General features: G+C 57.2%; 17 protein-coding genes and 1 tRNA gene. 10 read left to right on the forward strand and 8 right to left on the reverse strand.

The features are described from left to right. Positions 1-31 precede the first annotated feature (31 nt). The 4 genes from RMS95_RS08005 to RMS95_RS08020 all read left to right on the forward strand — a co-directional run bounded on the left by RMS95_RS08005 (position 32) and on the right by RMS95_RS08020 (position 4,340). Positions 32-116, forward strand: a tRNA-Leu gene (locus RMS95_RS08005). A gap of 359 nt (positions 117-475) precedes the next feature. Next, positions 476-2,092, forward strand: coding sequence for a hypothetical protein (locus RMS95_RS08010; protein WP_310645140.1), 1,617 nt, complete (start codon positions 476-478; stop codon positions 2,090-2,092). A gap of 106 nt (positions 2,093-2,198) precedes the next feature. Further along, positions 2,199-3,320, forward strand: coding sequence for an NADH:flavin oxidoreductase/NADH oxidase (locus tag RMS95_RS08015; RefSeq protein ID WP_310645142.1), 1,122 nt, complete (start codon positions 2,199-2,201; stop codon positions 3,318-3,320). A 9-nt stretch (positions 3,321-3,329) separates the two neighbouring features. Next, a complete protein-coding gene (locus RMS95_RS08020; protein WP_405023370.1) occupies positions 3,330-4,340 on the forward strand; it encodes a Bug family tripartite tricarboxylate transporter substrate binding protein in 1,011 nt (336 codons plus the stop codon). Positions 4,341-4,402: 62 nt separating this feature from the next. Here the strand turns inward: RMS95_RS08020 and RMS95_RS08025 are convergent, their stop codons facing one another. Beyond that, the gene (locus tag RMS95_RS08025; protein WP_310645143.1) at positions 4,403-5,329 is read right to left on the reverse strand and encodes an SDR family oxidoreductase; all 927 of its coding nucleotides are present in this window, start codon (positions 5,327-5,329) and stop codon (positions 4,403-4,405) included. 34 nt (positions 5,330-5,363) lie between these two features. Between RMS95_RS08025 and RMS95_RS08030 the strand changes: the two genes are divergently transcribed. Genes RMS95_RS08030 through RMS95_RS08045 form a run of 4 tightly spaced genes read left to right on the forward strand, consistent with a single transcriptional unit; the run spans position 5,364 to position 8,448 of the window. Beyond that, the gene (locus RMS95_RS08030; RefSeq protein ID WP_310645145.1) at positions 5,364-6,395 is read left to right on the forward strand and encodes a CDP-6-deoxy-delta-3,4-glucoseen reductase; all 1,032 of its coding nucleotides are present in this window, start codon (positions 5,364-5,366) and stop codon (positions 6,393-6,395) included. Between the two features lie 17 nt (positions 6,396-6,412). Further along, a complete protein-coding gene (locus tag RMS95_RS08035) occupies positions 6,413-7,471 on the forward strand; it encodes a tripartite tricarboxylate transporter substrate binding protein (RefSeq protein ID WP_310645147.1) in 1,059 nt (352 codons plus the stop codon). Then, a complete protein-coding gene (locus RMS95_RS08040; RefSeq protein WP_310645149.1) occupies positions 7,464-8,240 on the forward strand; it encodes a DUF2189 domain-containing protein in 777 nt (258 codons plus the stop codon). Before RMS95_RS08035 ends, RMS95_RS08040 begins: the two co-directional genes overlap by 8 nt. Positions 8,241-8,247: 7 nt before the next feature. After that, positions 8,248-8,448, forward strand: a complete 201-nt coding sequence (locus RMS95_RS08045) for a DUF2788 domain-containing protein (RefSeq protein ID WP_104800825.1) — start codon at positions 8,248-8,250, stop codon at positions 8,446-8,448. A gap of 25 nt (positions 8,449-8,473) precedes the next feature. Here RMS95_RS08045 and RMS95_RS08050 read toward each other — a convergent pair whose 3' ends face one another. From RMS95_RS08050 to RMS95_RS08075, 6 genes are read right to left on the reverse strand one after another with little or no spacing between them, the layout of a single operon-like run. Continuing rightward, entirely contained in the window at positions 8,474-9,277 is an 804-nt protein-coding gene (locus RMS95_RS08050; protein ID WP_310645152.1) for a phytanoyl-CoA dioxygenase family protein, read from the reverse strand. A gap of 5 nt (positions 9,278-9,282) precedes the next feature. Continuing rightward, the gene (locus RMS95_RS08055) at positions 9,283-10,011 is read right to left on the reverse strand and encodes an ABC transporter ATP-binding protein (protein ID WP_310645153.1); all 729 of its coding nucleotides are present in this window, start codon (positions 10,009-10,011) and stop codon (positions 9,283-9,285) included. A 1-nt stretch (position 10,012) separates the two neighbouring features. Further along, positions 10,013-10,846, reverse strand: a complete 834-nt coding sequence (locus tag RMS95_RS08060; protein WP_310645154.1) for an ABC transporter ATP-binding protein — start codon at positions 10,844-10,846, stop codon at positions 10,013-10,015. Continuing rightward, positions 10,843-11,949, reverse strand: a complete 1,107-nt coding sequence (locus RMS95_RS08065) for an ABC transporter permease subunit (RefSeq protein WP_310645156.1) — start codon at positions 11,947-11,949, stop codon at positions 10,843-10,845. The genes RMS95_RS08060 and RMS95_RS08065 overlap by 4 nt, the downstream gene beginning before the upstream one ends. A 5-nt stretch (positions 11,950-11,954) precedes the next feature. Continuing rightward, positions 11,955-12,884 (reverse strand): branched-chain amino acid ABC transporter permease, encoded by a 930-nt coding sequence (locus tag RMS95_RS08070; RefSeq protein ID WP_310645158.1) that lies wholly within the window; start codon positions 12,882-12,884, stop codon positions 11,955-11,957. Between the two features lie 2 nt (positions 12,885-12,886). Further along, on the reverse strand, positions 12,887-14,176 hold the full coding sequence (locus RMS95_RS08075) for a replication-associated recombination protein A (RefSeq protein WP_310645159.1): 1,290 nt from the start codon (positions 14,174-14,176) through the stop codon (positions 12,887-12,889). Positions 14,177-14,416: 240 nt separating this feature from the next. Between RMS95_RS08075 and RMS95_RS08080 the strand changes: the two genes are divergently transcribed. Beyond that, positions 14,417-15,637 carry a hypothetical protein gene (locus RMS95_RS08080; protein WP_310645160.1) on the forward strand — a complete coding sequence of 407 codons (1,221 nt, stop codon included), beginning with the start codon at positions 14,417-14,419 and terminating at the stop codon, positions 15,635-15,637. Between the two features lie 6 nt (positions 15,638-15,643). Further along, positions 15,644-16,888 carry an ATP-binding protein gene (locus RMS95_RS08085; RefSeq protein WP_310645162.1) on the forward strand — a complete coding sequence of 415 codons (1,245 nt, stop codon included), beginning with the start codon at positions 15,644-15,646 and terminating at the stop codon, positions 16,886-16,888. Here the strand turns inward: RMS95_RS08085 and RMS95_RS08090 are convergent. Beyond that, positions 16,857-17,210: a response regulator gene (locus tag RMS95_RS08090; protein ID WP_104800821.1), complete on the reverse strand. Its 354-nt coding sequence runs from the start codon at positions 17,208-17,210 to the stop codon at positions 16,857-16,859. The genes RMS95_RS08085 and RMS95_RS08090 overlap by 32 nt on opposite strands. Between the last annotated feature and the right edge of the window lie 229 nt (positions 17,211-17,439).

Genomic DNA, 17,439 nt, shown 5'->3' on the forward strand with positions numbered 1-17,439 from the left:
ATGTGCCATAATATCGCCTGTTGATTCCAGTGCCCGGGTGGTGAAATTGGTAGACGCAGGGGACTCAAAATCCCCCGCCGCAAGGCGTGCCGGTTCGATTCCGGCCCCGGGCACCACTGGACAAAAGCCGCAAGATTTAAACCTTGTGGTTTTTTTTTCGCCTGTTCAAAACCTCAACGTGTCAAGAGTCGCGCCAGCTTGCATAGATTTTCGCTTTTGCGCGTCAAACACCAGACGTCAACAGCTCATCAAATCAACAAGATTGGGCGTGGATGCGTTCAAAAAGACGCAGTAACTGGCCCCGTGTTTGCACTCTAATCATGCAAAAATGACAGAGGCAACAATATTCACAAAAATTTGTTCCAAATCAGCAGCTATCCAAAAGGGAACAAAGCGATGGATGTCAGGTGTGATCTGCGAACAAAGCGGTTTCAAACGTTTCCTTCCCTTCAACTGACTCATTGACTTCGAATCTATGCAAGACGAAGAATTCAGCAACATTGTGAGAAGTGGCACGCGGCACTCCGTTCAAGTCTCTGAACGGACAGGCAATGCGAAAACCCCAAAAAATATTGTCAATTCTTTTGCCGACGTCGATGCGGCAAAGAAAAAAGCTGAGCTGGAAGCGCAAGCTTTGGCGCTTGAGGCCGCCAAACCCCCTGAAGAAGAGCAACTGAGCAAGTTTGAACTCGACCTTCAAGCGGCGCTGTCTGCCCAAGCAACAAACCTTGCGATCAAGAACGATGCGCCAGTTGAACCCAATGTTCAAGTCGTGACAGAGAACGACGCCGCATCGTCCAATGTGCAAAACGTTCCAATTGACAAACTGCCAGCCAACATCCAATCGGTCACCGCAGACCAAGGGCTTGCATCCAACGTGCAGCCAGTGCCCGTCGATCAGCTGGCCAGCAATGTTCAGCACATCGACACGTCAAGCGAGACAGCAAATCGTCAAACGCTGGCCGTCGATGGCGCGTCATCCGCCAATGTTCAAAGCATCGCGGTTGAAAAAGTTCAAGACAACAAGCAAGTCATAGAAACGTCGACCCCGTCGGACCATCGACAAGGCATTGCCACCGAGCAGGCTACCGCACCCAACGTCCAAAATATTTCCGTCGACAAAATTGCAGACAACGTGCAAGCGATCGACAAAGAAGTCGTCATCGACAACCGTCAAGGCATCGCCACAGAGCGGGCTGCATCACCCAACGTACAAAGCATCCCAGTCGATCACATCGACGACAACACACAAGCCATCGATGTATCGGCAAGCCGCGAAAATCGATCATCGATTGCCACAGATTCAGCCGCTTCGCCCAATGTGCAAAGCATTGCCGATGACCATACCGCGCCCAATGTCCAGCCCATCGACGTTGAAGCAGCGATTGACAACCGCCAAAGCATTCCCAAAGACGAGGTGTCTGAGAATGTGCAAGCCATTCCCCATGACAACGCGCCGAAAAATCGCCAAACCTTAGACCCAACACCCAGCACCGCAGACAACCGTGTCGCCATCGACACGGCCGCAGACTCAGACAATCGCCAAGCCATAGCGACCGTGAATGAGACCGAGAACGTCCAACAACTTGGCAATGCCGCCATCGTGGACAACGTGCAAGCGATCGACAAAGAAGGCGTCATCGACAACCGTCAAGCGGCCCCAGAAAACCCGCTGCCTGGGTTGAACCAGCAAGATGTGCCGATTGATCGCATAGAAGATCACCTCGAAGTATTGCCGTCGACCGCGGTTGAACGCGCCACAGTCGCGTTTCCGACCCGCGACACGCCGACCGCCACTGAAACAACTGTAGCGGCCCCTACCACACCGACACCTCAACCACGTGCAGCTGCGCCGACCGTCCCTGCTACTGCCCCCGCAGCCGTATCGGAAGCTGAGCTCAAAAAAGTCAAGCAAGAAGAAGCACGCGCCGCTTTTCGCGGTCGTTTGGCGGGCATCAAAAACACAGTGAACAGTCTCAACTCACGTTTGGCCGACATTGAAGAAGAGGCCAAAACCACGCCCAAACCTCACATCGAAACCGCACTCGATGAAGCGGATGCGGAGGACGACGATGACGACAGCTTCTTGTAACTCGCAAAGTGCTGCTCTTTGTCGCGCAGTTGCCAACTGAAACATCGCAGGCAACTTACGATCCGTGCCTGCCTCATACGCAGGCATTTTTGTTTTTGGAGTTCTCTTGAGCCACCTCTTTTCTGAATTCACCCTCACCTCGCCACGCGGCCCTTTGACCTTGGCCAACCGCGGCGTGGTCGCCCCCATGTGCCAATACTCGGCCGACAACGGTCAGGCCACCGATTGGCATTTGATGCATTGGGGCAACATGCTCAACAGTGGCGCGGCCCTGTTCATCATCGAAGCCACCGCCGTCACCGCACGCGGCCGCATCACGCCTTATTGCCTAGGCTTGTGGGACGACGCCACGGCTGCTGCGCTGAGCGACACCTTGCAACGCGCTCGCCAACTCGCGCCGCATGTGCCTGTGTGCATCCAACTTGCGCATGCAGGCCGCAAAGCCTCCAGCGCCTCCCCTTGGGAGGGAGGCCAATTGGTGGATGCAACGCATGGCGGCTGGCACCCAGAAGCCCCCTCGGCATTGCCGCATTTGGCGCAAGAAACACCGCCTGAAGCCATCGATGCACAAGGTTTAGAAGACATCAAACAGGCCTTCGTGAAAGCCGCTGAACGCGCCGACGCAATGGGCATCGAGGCCATTGAACTGCACGGCGCACATGGCTATTTGTTGCACCAGTTTTTGTCGCCCCTGTCTAACGTGCGCACCGATGGCTATGGCGGCAACTTTGACGGCCGAACACGCTTTCCCATGGAGGTGTTTCAGGCCGTACGCGCGGTTTACAAAGGCGCCTTGGGCATGCGTTTGTCTGCGACCGACTGGGTCGATGGTGGCTGGACGCCCGAAGAAACCGCCGACTTCTCGTTGCGCTTGAAGCTCGCGGGCGCTGACTTTGTTCACATCTCCTCAGGCGGCGTGTCGTCGCAACAAAAGATCGCCATTGGCCCCGAGTACCAAGTGCCTTTCGCCAAGTTGGTGAAACAAAAAGCACAACTGCCCACCATCGCTGTGGGCTTGATCACCGAACCGCAACAAGCCGAAGACATCGTCGCGCGCGGCGATGCCGATCTCGTCGCTTTGGCGCGCGCCTTTTTGTACAAACCCCGTTGGATGTGGGAAGCCGCCGCCGCACTTCACGGCACGGTGCAAGCCAGTCCACAGTACTGGCGCTGCATGCCACGCGAAGCCCAAACCATTTTTGGCACCGTGCGCATTGGCCAACGCTAACGCCTCGCCATGTCCAAGGAAAACAACATGAACTTGATCAACCGCCGCCAACTCCACCTCACGCTGGCCGTTGTGGCTGCACTGTCTGGCTTGGCGTCATCCTCGGTGTGGGCGCAAGCCGATGCCTACCCCAGCAAGCCCATCACCTTGGTGGTCCCCAACCCGCCCGGTGGCTTGGTCGACACCTCGGCCCGTTTGGTCAGCGAGCCCTTGGCACGCCTGATCGGTCAATCCGTGGTGGTCGACAACAAACCTGGTGGCAGTGGCAACTTGGCTTACTCACTCGTGGCGCGCAGCCCCAAAGATGGCTACACCGTGTTGGTGTCCTATTCGGGCTATCACATTGCCAACCCCATCTTGATGGACAAACTGCCTTGGGAGCTCAAAGACCTCACGCCTGTGGGCTTGATCACCGTGGCCACCAACGTGATTGCGGTACATCCTTCGGTCCCCGCCAACACACTCAAAGAGTTCATTGCTTGGGCCAAACAAAACCCGGGCAAGCTCAATTACGCCTCGCAAGGCAACGGCTCGGTGTCGCACATCGGCACCGAAATTTTCAAGCAGCAAACCGGCATTGAGATGACGCATGTGCCTTACAAAGGCTCAGGCCAAGCGATTCAAGATGTGCTGGCGGGACAAGTGCAAGTCTTCATCACCACCCCGCCTTCGGTGATGGGCCATGTGCTCAGCGGCAAGCTCAAAGCCTTGGCCGTCACGGGTAAAACGCGTCACCACCAACTGCCACAAGTGCCAACCGTGGCCGAAGCGGGCTTGAGTGGCTTTGAGTTGGAGTCGTGGGTGGCTTTGTACGTCGCCAGCGGCACGCCCAAAGACGTGGTGCAAAAACTCTCGGCCGAAGTCAAACGCGCCATGGAGTTGCCTGAAACCAAGCAACGCGCCGAACTCGCAGGGGTGGAAGTGCGCTACCTCACGCCCGACAACACCACCAAGCTGCTGGAGCGCGACACCGTCAGCTGGGCCAAAGCCATCAAAGCCGGCAACATCAAATTCGATTGATCGCAGGCGCGGCAACGGCCTTTGGTCTTTCGCGCAGCACCCGCTTTGACGCGGGGTGGAGGCTAAGTATTAGGCTCAGCCAAGCCCGCCTTCACATCCGCATAGCGCAGCTGCAGCCGCAGCTCGCGCTTCATGCGTGTGTTCAGCATGCGGCGTGACTCACTCATGAAGCTCAGCTGCATCGCAGGCACGTCCACCTGCGCTTGCGCACGGCTGATGCGTGGAGGTTTGGGCAACCCGTACAAACCTGCTGCCATGTCAAAGTAATCGCCCATCAACAAACTGCTGTCGTCGTTCACGTTGTAAGCACGCTGCGTTTTGCCACGCCACAGCGCCAGCTGGCAAGCACGGGCCAAGTCGTCGGCATGAATGTGGTTGGTGAACACATCGTCCCCAGGGTTCAACACCGGTGCGCCGCGCAACAAACGCTCTCGGGGCGTGCCGCCTTCGCGGTCAGGTGCGTAAATGCCCGGAATACGCAACACGCTCACACGCACCGCGTTGCCCCGTAAACGCGCATAGTGGCGCTGCCGCGCTTCTGCATCCACACGGCGCATGGCACGTGGCGTAGCGGGGTTCAGCAGACGACTCTCACTCACCCAGTCACCCGCGCAATCGCCATACACGCCGCTGGTCGAGCCATACACCCAGCTGCGCGCTGGCGTGCGCAGGCTGAGTGCGCGGGTGAGTGCTTGGGTGCGTGGGTCGGTGCTGCCACGCAGGGGCGGCGGGGCCAAGTGAAGCACACGGGTGGCTAAGCCCGCCAAGCGTTTCAAGGTGGCGGGTTGGTCTAAATCACCCAACAAAGGCGTGACGCCCAAAGCCCGCAACTCTGCCAAGCGTGCCGCACTTGAGGTCAGCGCCAGCACGCGCACATGGCGTTGGGCACGCACCACACGCAGGCCCACATCACCACAACCGATGATCAGTAAGCGTTCACGTCGAAATCGGGCAGGCAAGGCGCCAAGAGGGGGTTGGTTGGAGGGCAAAATACAGCCTATAAAAGTTCAAGGATACCCAAAGATGAGTTTCAACATCACGGTCCAGCCCAGTAGCCGCACTTTCACAGCAACCTCTGACGAAACCCTGCTGGCTGCAGGCATGCGCCAAGGCATTGGCCTGCCCTATGGCTGCAAAGACGGCGCTTGCGGTTCTTGCAAATGTAAAAAGATTTCGGGCGATGTGACACACGGCAAACACCAAGAAAAAGCCTTGAGTCCGGAAGAAGCTGCCAACGGCTTTGTGCTCACCTGCTGCGCCACCGCACACAGCGATGTGGTGCTGGAGTCGCGCCAAGTGGTGGAAGAAGGCGCCTTCCCCATCAAGAAGATGCCGGTGCGCGTCATTTCGCTCGAGAAAGCATCGCACGACGTGATGATCGTCAAACTCCAACTGCCCGCCAACGACGTGATGAAGTTTCACGCGGGTCAGTACATCGACTTTTTGTTGCGCGATGGCGACCGCCGCAGCTACTCCATGGCCAATGCACCACACACCTTGGTTGCGGGCAGCCCCGCCATTGAATTGCACATCCGCCACATGCCCGGTGGTAAGTTCACCGACCACGTATTCGGGGCCATGAAAGAAAAAGAAATTCAACGCATCGAAGGCCCGCAAGGCACCTTCTTCTTGCGTGAAGACTCGGACAAGCCTTTGGTGTTTTTGGCCTCAGGCACGGGCTTTGCGCCCATCAAGGCCATCTTGGAGCACATGCAATTTAAGGGCATCACACGCCCTGTCACCCTTTATTGGGGTGGCCGCCGCCCTGAAGATTTGTATTTGAACGACTGGGTGCAAGCCCAATTGGCCGTCATTCCCAATTTGACCTACGTGCCCGTCATCTCCAACGCCTTGCCTGAAGACAACTGGCGCGGCCGAACCGGTTTTGTGCACCAAGCCGTGCTGCAAGACACACCCGACCTGAGCGGCCATCAGGTCTACGCTTGCGGTGCGCCCATCGTGGTGGACTCGGCCCGCGCTGACTACACGGCAGCAGGCTTGCCCGCCGATGAGTTCTACGCCGACTCGTTCACCTCTGCTGCCGACAAAACCTAAGCAGCGAAAGACGCCACATGCCACACATCCCAAACCAATCCACGCGCCCCTTTCACGCATTGGCACACAACCATGCGCGAGCGTCGTGGCCGTTGATCCAACACATCGTCGCGGGTCTGGGCTTGGGACTGAGTTTGGTGGCGGCGTCATTCACAGCGCAGGCACAAAGCTTTCCCACCAAACCCATCCGTTGGGTGGTCGTGGCACCTGCGGGTTCGTCACTGGATGTGATTGCACGCGCCATGCAAGACCGCCTCAAAGACAATTTGGGGCAAGCCGTGGTGGTCGAAAACAAACCCCAAGCGGGCGGCACCGTGGGCACCAACGAGGTGGCCAAGTCGGCGCCCGATGGCTACACCTGGGTCATGTCGTACAACGGGCCTTTGTCGTTTGCACCCTATCTGTACCCCAAGCTGCCCTATCAGCCGCTGAAAGATTTGCAGGCGGTGATGATCACCACCTCGCAACCCAACGTCATCGCCGCCAACGTGCAACTGCCGGCCAACAACATGCGTGAGTTGGTGGGTTTGCTGAAGGCCTCGCCTGGCAAGTACAACTTTGCGTCGGTGGGCAACGGCAGCTCGTCACACCTGACGATGGAATACATCAAGGCCGTCACGAATACCTTCACCGTTCACATCCCCTTTAACGGCAGCCCGCCTGCGGTGTTGTCTACGTTGTCGGGTGAAACCCATTTGATAGCGTCCGTGCCCACCGTGATCGCGCCGCAAGTCAAGCAAGGCCGCCTGAAGTATTTGGCGGTCACCAGCGCCCAGCGTTACCCGCTGCTGCCCGATGTGCCCACCGTGGCCGAAAGCGGCTTGCCCGAGCTCAAAGGCTTCGAAGCCCTGGCTTGGAACGGCGTGTTGGTGCCCGCAGGCACCCCGCGTGCCGTGGTGGACCGCATCAACAGCGCACTCAACGCGGCCTTGCATGACCCCGCCGTCAAAGATCGCCTCAAAGCGGCAGGGCTCGAAGCCATTGGCGGAACCCCCGAGCAGTTCACCAAGTTGATCCACGATGAGTCCATCAAATGGGCCCCCATCATCCAACGCTCTGGAGCACGCATTGACTGATTTCAGCCCGCATCCCGACCTAGAGGTCCGAGAAGTCGAGCTGACTCGCCCACTGCATTGGCTGGCGTTGGCATGGCGTGACATGGAGCGCAGCCCCACCTCGGGTGCCATCCATGGTTTGATCTTGGCCGCAGTCGCCCGTACCTTGTTTTGGTTCGCCCGCCATGAGTTTTGGTGGATTGCCGCCATGCTCGCCACCTGCATGATCGTGGCGCCGTTGCTGGCCACGGGGCTGTACGACATCAGCCGTCGGCTGGAGCGCAAGCAAACGGCCACTTTGGGTGACGCCTTTCGCATTTGGACCTGCGGTGACAAGCGCCTGATTCAATTTGGTGTGTTGCTGGCCCTCTCCAGCGGTGGTTGGTTACTGTGCTCAGCCGCTTTGGTGCATTGGATGCTGCCCGCCAGTGTGCACACTCCCACCGACTTTGTGCGCTTGGTGGTCTTGCAACCTCACTTTGGTTTGTTTGAAATCTGGGTGCTGATGAGCACCTTGATTGCAGCCCCCATGTTTGCCTCCACCGTCATCACCATTCCCCTGTTGATGGATCACCCCAAACTCACACTTTGGCAAGCGGTGTTCACCAGTTGGCGTGTGGTGGCCCTCAATCCCTTCGCCATGGCCATGTGGGCGGGGCTGTTGTGCTTGTTCACCGCGCTGGGCGTGGGGTCTGCATTTTTAGGGCTGCTCGGCGTCGTCCCCATGCTGGGCCATGCCAGCTGGCACGCCTACCGCGACTTGGTGATCTACGACGCCTCTGCGCATTGAGCCTGCCATGACAGAAGAACAATTTGCCAACTTCGGGCTGACCTTCGGCATCGCGGGCTTCATGCTCTACATGCTGTTCATCATTTTTCAGCTGGCACGCGAATCGAAAGCCGGTAAGTTCGGCACCTTTGTGTTGTTCCTCGTGCTGGCGTTTGGCATGCTGGGCTTTGTGGCCAAGCAAGTCATCATTTGGGTGATGGAAGGCTGAGACTTCGGCCTTTGCAACCGTGCTTTTAACGGTGCCCGACTTGAAAGTCGTTGCGTCCTGTGCGGTCTTCGCCGCGTAGCAGCCACAAGGGGCGCGTGCCAAAGCTCACGGGCACGCCGGTTTTGCCATCCATAGGGCGCAAATCGCGGTCAAACAAGGAGCTGCCGGGCATGAAACGCAAGGCCACGCCAGTTCGACGCTGGGTAGAGGTGTTGGCTTTCGCCCCATGGATCATGTAGACGTCGTGCATGGACATCTGGCCGGGTTGCAACTCCAAATCCACCGCCTGCGCCTCGTCGAAAGTGCCTTCGGCCATGCGTTGGTTCAAGACCAAATCTTGGCGATCTTCATGCAGGTGTTCGTGCAACACATGGTCGCGGTGAGAACCGGGAATCACACGCAAGCATCCGTTCTCACGCGTGCTGGGCTCCAAGGCCACCCAGACGGTGCAGGTGGCCAAAGGGCGAATCGGCCAGTAATGGCCGTCTTGGTGCCACGGGGTTTCAAACCCCTCACTGGCAGGTTTGCAAAACACATGGCAGCCCCACAAAATGATGTCGGGGCCAATGATTTGCTCGACCATATCGACAATCGGCTTGTGCATCGCGAGCTCTAAAAAGCGCTGACTGCCGTGTACGCCTTCATCGTTGCGTCCCTCAATGTGGGCACTGACGAGCTTTTCGGGGCGCACCCCTGGGTTATTGGCGATCAAGGTGTTGAGCGCGTCTTGCAAGCCCTTGAGCAACGCTGGCTCCAAGCGATAAGGCGGAATCACAAACCCTTGTGTTTGGTAGTGGGCGATGCCGTCGGCACTGAGTCGCTGGGTCATGGTGGTCACGCTCCTAAATAAGCTGCCCGTACTTTGGGGTCATGCAACAGGTCATGCGCGGGACCGCTGAGGGTGATCAGGCCCGACTCCATCACATAGCCGCGATCGGCAATTTGTAAGGCACGGCTGGCATTTTGCTCCACCAGCAAAATCGTCACGCCTTGGGCCGAGACCTCACGGATGACTTCAAAAATCTTGTCCACCATGATGGGCGACAAGCCCATGGACGGTTCGTCGAGCAGCAACATCTGGGGGCGACTCATCAACGCACGGCCCATGGCCAGCATTTGCTGCTCGCCGCCAGACAAGGTGCCGGCCAGTTGCTCGCGTCGCTCTTTCAGCCGAGGGAAGGTGTTGAACACGCGCTCGATGTCGTCAGCAATGGCCGCTTTGTCGTCGCGCAGATAAGCGCCCATCTGCAAGTTCTCCAGGATGGTCATGCGCGTGAACACGCCACGGCCTTCGGGCACCATGGCCAAGCCTTGTTGCACCAAGTTCCAAGGACCAAGGCCCGCGATATTCTTGCCCGCCAACTCGATCTGGCCGCCGCCCAAAGGCAAGAGCCCTGTGATGGCATTCATGGTGGTGGTCTTGCCTGCGCCGTTGGAGCCAATGAGCGAGACCAACTCGCCCTCTCTGACGTCAAAGCTCACGCCCTTGACGGCTTGAATGCCGCCATAGCCGACCTTGAGATCGCTGACCTTCAGCAGCACCTTCGCGTTGTGGTGGGTCATGTCAATGGGCTCCCGTGCCGAGATAGGCCTCTATGACCTGTGGGTTGCGTTGAACCTCGGCGGGGGTGCCTTGCGCAATCACTTTGCCGTAGTCGAGCACGGTCACACGGTCGCACAGGCCCATGACCAACTTCACGTCATGCTCAATCAACAAGACCGTGCGGTGGTCGCGCCGAATTTTGTCAATCAGCTCGCGCAGTTGCACTTTCTCCGTCGCGTTCATGCCCGCCGCCGGCTCGTCCAAGGCAATGAGTTGCGGGTCGGTGGCCAAGGCACGCGCAATTTCTAAACGCCGCTGGTCGCCGTAGCTGAGCGTGCGCGATTTGTAATCGGCGAGCGGGCCAATGCCCACGTAGTCCAGCAGCTCGCGAGCACGCTGTTCAATCGCCGCTTCTTCGGCGACAAAAGCACGGGTTCTGAACATCGCCCCCAACAACCCCGAGTGCGTGCGCACATGGCGACCCACCATCACGTTTTCTAATGCCGTCATCTCGGCAAACAAGCGAATGTTTTGAAAGGTGCGCGCAATGCCCGCTTGGGCCACACGGTGCACCTCGGTGGGCTGGTAAGGTTGGCCGGCCAATTCAAACTGGCCGCTGTCGGGGGTGTACAAGCCCGTGATCACGTTGAAAAACGTGGTCTTGCCCGCACCGTTGGGACCGATCAAACCATAGACTTGGCCGCGCTCTATTTGCATGCGCACATCGCTCAGGGCTTGCAAACCACCAAAGCGCTTGGAAATTCCCGACACGTTCAACACCCAGTCGATGGGCTTGCTGAGGGACTCGCCGCCACGGGTTGGCGCAAAACTAGCAGGGGTATTCGCGTTGCTCATGCTTGACCTCCTCCAACGCTTGGCAAGTTTTTACCGTGCTCGGGCGTGGGCCACAAGCCACGCGGGCGCCAAAGCATGATGGTGATCATCGCCAGCGCAATCAACAACTGCCGCAAAATGGCGGCGTCCAGACGTCCACCACTCATCTCTTGCAGCGGACCCGCTAGGTAGCGCAACGCCTCGGGCAAAGCGGCCAACAACACAGCGCCCAAAATGACGCCGGGCAAATGCCCCAAGCCGCCCAGCACCACCATCGCCACGATCATCACGGACTCCATCAGGCTGAACGACTCCGGCGATACAAACCCTTGAAATGCCGCAAACATCGCCCCCGAGACGCCACCGAATGAAGCCCCCATGCCAAAGGCCATGAGTTTCAAATTACGGGTGTTCAAGCCCATGGCTTTGGCAGCAATTTCGTCTTCACGAATGGCCATCCAAGCGCGGCCAATGCGCGAGTGTTCAAGGCGTGCGCACAGCACCACGCTCACCACCACCAAGGCCAAGAACAGGTAGTAATACAAGGTGACCGAGGGCAGTTCGATGAAGCCCAAATCGAGTCGCCGCGAGAGGGGGTAGCCAAACACCGTCACAGCATCGATTTGCCCTAGGCCCTTGGGGCCGTTGGTGATGTTGACGGGATAGTCCAAGTTGTTCAAAAACACGCGAATGATTTCACCAAAGCCCAAGGTGACGATGGCCAAGTAATCACCGCGCAACTTCAAAGTGGGCGCGCCCAACATCAGGCCAAACAGCCCTGCCAAGCCAGCAGCCAATGGCAACACCATCCACAAACTCATGTGCAGGCCATCGGGGAACAAGCTGGCGATGAGGGGAAAAGTCTCGGTCAAATGGGGCGAGGCCATCAACCCAAACAAATAGGCGCCCACAGCAAAAAAGGCGACATAGCCCAAGTCCAGCAAACCGGCATAACCCACCACGATGTTCAGGCCCAACGCCAGCAACACATACAACAGCGACATGTCAGCAATACGCACCCAAGCATTGCCAAAACTTTGCAGCACCAAGGGCAACGCCAAAGCGAGGACGAAGATGAGCCAAGGTTGGCCGAGCCCGCGTTTCGAAAGGAATGTGTGTGTCATGTGCGTCAAGCCCGATCTGCGACACGCTCGCCCAGCAAGCCCGAAGGCCGCAGCGTCAAGACCACAATGAGCACGATGAAGGCCAAGATGTCGGTGTAGTGACTGCCCAGCACACCGCCGGTTAACTCCCCCAAGTACCCCGAGCCAATCGATTCAATCAAGCCCAGCAACAGCCCGCCCACCACCGCGCCAGCCAAATTGCCAATGCCGCCAAACACGGCGGCCGTGAAGGCTTTTAGCCCCGGCAAGAAGCCCATGGCGTGTTGCACGGTGCCGTAGTTCGAAGCCCACATCACCCCCGCAATCGTGGCGAGCACAGCACCAATGATGAAGGTGGCAGAAATGACGGTGTCGGGCTTGACGCCCATCAAGCTGGCCACGCGTGGGTTTTCTGCCGTGGCGCGCATGGCACGCCCCAGTTGGGTGGCGTTGACCAACCAAGACAACACGGCCAAAGCCATGGCCGTGACCGCCAAAATCATGATTTGCGTGGGGGTGATCACCGCCTCACCCAACGCAATCGGGGTGCTGGGTAGCAGCGTGGGAAACGATTTGTAATTGGGCTTCCACACAATCATGGCCAAGGTTTGCAACAAGATCGACATGCCAATGGCGGTGATGAGTGGGGCCAATTTAGGTGCATTGCGCAAGGGGCGATAAGCGATTTTTTCAATCGCGAAGTTCAGCGCCGCAGCCGCGGCCGAGGCCACCACCATCGAGATCAACAAGATCACCCATCCAGGGGTAGTGGGCAACAAAGGCTGCAGCCAACCGATGACCGACCAGCTGCACAAGGCGCCGATCATCAACACTTCACCGTGCGCGAAATTGATGAGGTTAATGATGCCGTAGACCATGGTGTAGCCCAAGGCCACCAACGCGTACATGCTGCCGAGAACAAGACCATTGATGGTCTGTTGAAGCAAGACATCCATTGTTATTTACCTGCTTGTTGATTTTTGTCGCGCAGATGGCGCAGCTTCTCGCCTATTTTGATCTCTAAACCACGCGCGACCGGACGGTAAAAGCCCGTATCTTCTAGGCCTTGCGGCATGTAAGTCTCGCCCGCCGCAAAGCCATCCTCTTCGTCATGGGCGTAGCGGTAGCCCTTGCCCCAATCCATGTTTTTCATCATTTGGGTGGGCGCGTTGCGTAAATGCATGGGCACGGGGCGGGTGCCGTCTTTTTTAACCAAAGCTTTGGCTTCGTTGTAAGCCTTGTAGACCGCATTCGACTTAGGGGCCACGGCCAAGTACACCACGCACTCGGCCAAGGCCAACTCGCCTTCGGGTGAGCCCAAACGTTCGTACACCTCCGCTGCATCCAGCGCCAAGCGCAAGGCGCGTGGGTCAGCCAAGCCAATGTCTTCGGCGGCCATGCGAATCAAGCGGCGCGCCATGTATTTGGGCTCGGCGCCGCCATCGAGCATGCGGACCAGCCAATACAAAGCGGCATCGGGGTCTGAACCGCGCACCGATTTGTGCAACGCGCTGATGGTGTCGTAAAACTGTTCGCCGCCTTTGTCGTAACGGCGCATGCGCTCGCCCAGCACACGCAACAACCACGCGTCGTTGATCTCTTCGAGCTTCTCACGGTTGGCAGCCACCGCCAAGGTCTCTAAGGTGTTGAGCAGGCGGCGGGCATCGCCATCGGCGTAGGCAATGAGTCGCTGCAAGGCCGCATCTTCCAACGCGGGCACGGCGCCAATCGCTTGCGCTTTGGCAATGATTTGCCCCAAATCTTGTTCGGTCAGCGACTGCAACACGTAGACCGCGGCACGCGACAACAACGCCGAATTCACCTCAAACGAGGGGTTCTCGGTCGTCGCGCCAATGAAGGTGAACAAGCCCGACTCCACATGCGGCAAAAACGCGTCTTGCTGGCTTTTGTTGAACCGGTGCACCTCGTCCACAAACATGATGGTGCGCTTGGGGTCTAGACCGTCGCGCACCGCCATGGCCAAATCCACCGCCTCACGAATTTCTTTCACGCCCCCTAAGACGGCGCTGATGGACAAAAACTGTGCATCAAAGGCATCGGCCATCAAACGGGCAATGGTGGTCTTACCGACGCCCGGTGGGCCCCACAAAATGCAACTGTGAGGCTGGCCTGACTCAAATGCCACACGCAGCGCCATGCCCTCACCCAGCAAATGCTGCTGTCCGATGACTTCACCCAAAGTACGCGGGCGCAGACGTTCAGCAAGAGGTGTATGGGTGGTATTCACAAAAATGTGGGGCGTCACAAAAGTTATGTGGAAGTGTAGCGAGCGGATGCCGGAGTCTGTTCGCAGGCGACAGCATGTCAGACTTGCCAACAGATTCCGAATCTATAATTTATTAGTATTATTTTGCAAAAAATTAGTAAACAAATGAAACCACTGGAGTCACTAAAAGAAATCAAATTTGGTGTTAGATCCAAATTAATTATCTTATTTGTATTGATTAAGGTTTTTCCACTGATTCTCTTGGCTTATTTGGCTTGGCAAGGTGTGCACCATTTGGGCTTGCAACTGACGCAAGAAACAGATCGACTGGCGGAAGAGGTCAGCATCACCGTCAACGACATGAGCACACGCTTCACCAAAGCCTCCGTTCAGGCGCTGGATGACCGTGCCCGCGAAGAGTTAGAACGGATGACCACAGACACCGCACGTGCTGTGGCTGATTTTTTGTACGACCGCGACCGCGATGTGTTGCTGGCCGCCGCACTAGACCCGAACAAGACACAGTATGTCAATTTTTTAGAAACTCGCACGCGCTTGATCACTCAGACAGGGAAATGGCAACTTGCTGAGCATCAAAAAGGCTGGGTGCCGGTGACGGCAGCCGCTGAACCCGCGTTTGAATTGGCCGCCTCGGTGAACGCTGAAAACGTACAAGACTTTCATGCTCGCCCCCCTGAGTCGGTACGACGCACCCAGCCTGCCCCGCTGTATCACGAGATCACGTACATCGGACTAGACGGACAAGAGCTCATCAAAGTTTCCGCCACGTCTGTGCTGCCGCAAACGCTGCGCAATGTGTCGAACAAAGCCAACACGTGGAGCAAAGCAGAAACCTATTTCGCAGAGCTCCAACACCTCAAACCGGGGCAAATCTATGTCTCAGAAGTGGTGGGGCCGTATGTGCCGTCGCATGTGATTGGCGCCGTCACGCCTGAGAGCATGGCACGGGTCTCTCGGCCCTTCCAGCCGGAAAAAGAAGCGTTCGCAGGTCGTGAGAACCCAGTTGGCAAGCCCTTTCAAGGTTTGGTGCGTTGGGCCACGCCCGTGGTGCGCCAAGGTGCCATCGTTGGCTACGTGACCCTTGCCTTAGACCATCGCCATATTCGAAGTTTCACCGACAACCTCACGCCCACCGCCGAGCGTTACACCGCTATCGCAGACGCCGAAAGCGGCAACTACGCCTTCATATGGGACCACAAAGAGCGCAACATTGCACACCCGCGCCATTACTCCATCATGGGCTTCGACCCTGCCACAGGCGAGTACGCCACACCTTGGCTAGAAGACAGCATTTACAAAGCATGGAAAACGTCACAACTGCCATTGCAGACCTTTTTGCGCAAAGTTCGCCCGTTTGACAACCAAAGTCGAGACAAAAAACCAGCAGCAGAGCTCACCCAAGCTGGGATGCTCGGTCTGGATTGCCGCTACCTGAACTTTGCGCCGCAATGCCAAGGCTAGCACGATTTGACGCAGCAAGGCGGCTCAGGTTCGTTCTTGATCCAATGGTCGGGGCTGTGGAAACGCACCACAGCGGCCATCATTCCGTACTTCACTGGGCAATATGGCAACTCCCCACGCGGGTTTGGCTACGTCACGATTGGCGCCAGCGTTGAGGACTTTCACGCCCCTGCCGTGGCCACCGCGAAATTGATGAACGAAAAAGCAACCGAGTTCAGTGAACGCCTCAAACACCGACAAGCCGACTTGCAAAGCATGATCGCTGGCTCAGTGAACCGCACTGCCGCGAGCTTGTCGGGGTCAACGTTTGTGATGCTGGGCTTGGTTTTGGTGGTAGCGGTTTGGCTGGCCTCCATGCTGACGCAACGAATTACCAACTTGGTCAAAGGCTTGTCACGCATTGAAGCGGGCGATTTGTCGTTTCGTTTTCAACACAGCACCAACGATGAATTAGGTCATTTGAACAACTCCCTCAACACGATGGCGGACAGCGTGCAAGCGTCTTTAGAACGCAGCGAAGAAGCACGCCGTCAGGCTGAAGAAAACAGCCGCTTGAAGAGCGACTTTGTCGCTAACGTTTCGCATGAGCTGCGCACGCCGCTGAACGGTATTTTGGGATTCTCAGAACTCATCCACGAAGACGCCAAAGACAACGCCACCCGCGAATTCGCACAAACCATTCACCAAAGCGGACGACACCTGCTGTCTGTGGTGAACGACATGCTGGATATCGCCAAAATTGAAGCGGGTCACATGACCCTAGAGCCCGCGGCCATCCACGTGCGCACCTTGCTGGAAGAGGTCGCCTCGCTGCATGCGCCCTGCGCTCAACAAAAGGGTTTGCAAATGCGCACGGTGTTTGAGCCCAATTTGCCCGAACAACTGTGCACCGACCCCATGCGCTTGCGTCAAATCATCAACAACTTGCTGAACAACGCGGTCAAATTCACGGAGCAAGGTGACATCACGTTATCAGCACGCTGGTCGGATCAGCAGCTGGTGATTGGTGTGCGGGACACAGGCCCCGGCATTGCCCCCAACGTCCAAGAGGCGGTGTTTGAGCGCTTCCATCAAGCCACCTCATTCATCACCCGCGAGCATGGCGGAACGGGCTTGGGATTGGCTTTGGTGCGTGAGTTGGTGCGCCTGATGGGCGGGCGACTGCAGCTGACGTCGCAGTTGAATGAAGGCGCTTATTTTGAGGTCTCGGTGCCTGAACTCAATCCGGCAGAACACGCAGCAAATCGCTGATGCTGATAGGTTTGATGAGCACATCATCAAAGCCAGACGCCATGATCCGCGAGCGCTCCGACTCCAAGGCGTGTGCGGTGTAAGCGATCACGCGCATGTCCGACCAATTGGTGTTGGCGCGAATGTGACGACACACTTCTTCACCATCCATCAGCGGCATGCTGATGTCCAACAACACCGAGTCATAGTGACCGTTGGCCAACTTACTCAATGCCACCAAACCATTTTCAGCCTCTTCGGTCTGCATGCCACGGCGTTGAAGCAACGCCACAGCCAGTTTGCGATTCACCAAGTTGTCGTCAACGACCAAAACAGATCTCATAAGTTTGTATAAAAAAATCTAGTACCAATGGGCACCAGTTTACAAGAGCTTATTATTAAATAGTTACAAATAACTAATTTTTCAATTTAATTGGCGGATTCAAGGACGAAGTGCAACAAAGATGAACTGGTTATAGGTGGCTGAGGATGCGAGAGCATCATGGCCGCTTTAACCGCCAAATCGAAATTGCCCAATGTACAAGCACCTCAGCCGAGAAGAACGATACCAA

Source organism: Limnohabitans sp., from assembly GCF_031539175.1.
In the GTDB taxonomy this organism is placed as follows: Bacteria; Pseudomonadota; Gammaproteobacteria; order Burkholderiales; family Burkholderiaceae_C; genus Limnohabitans.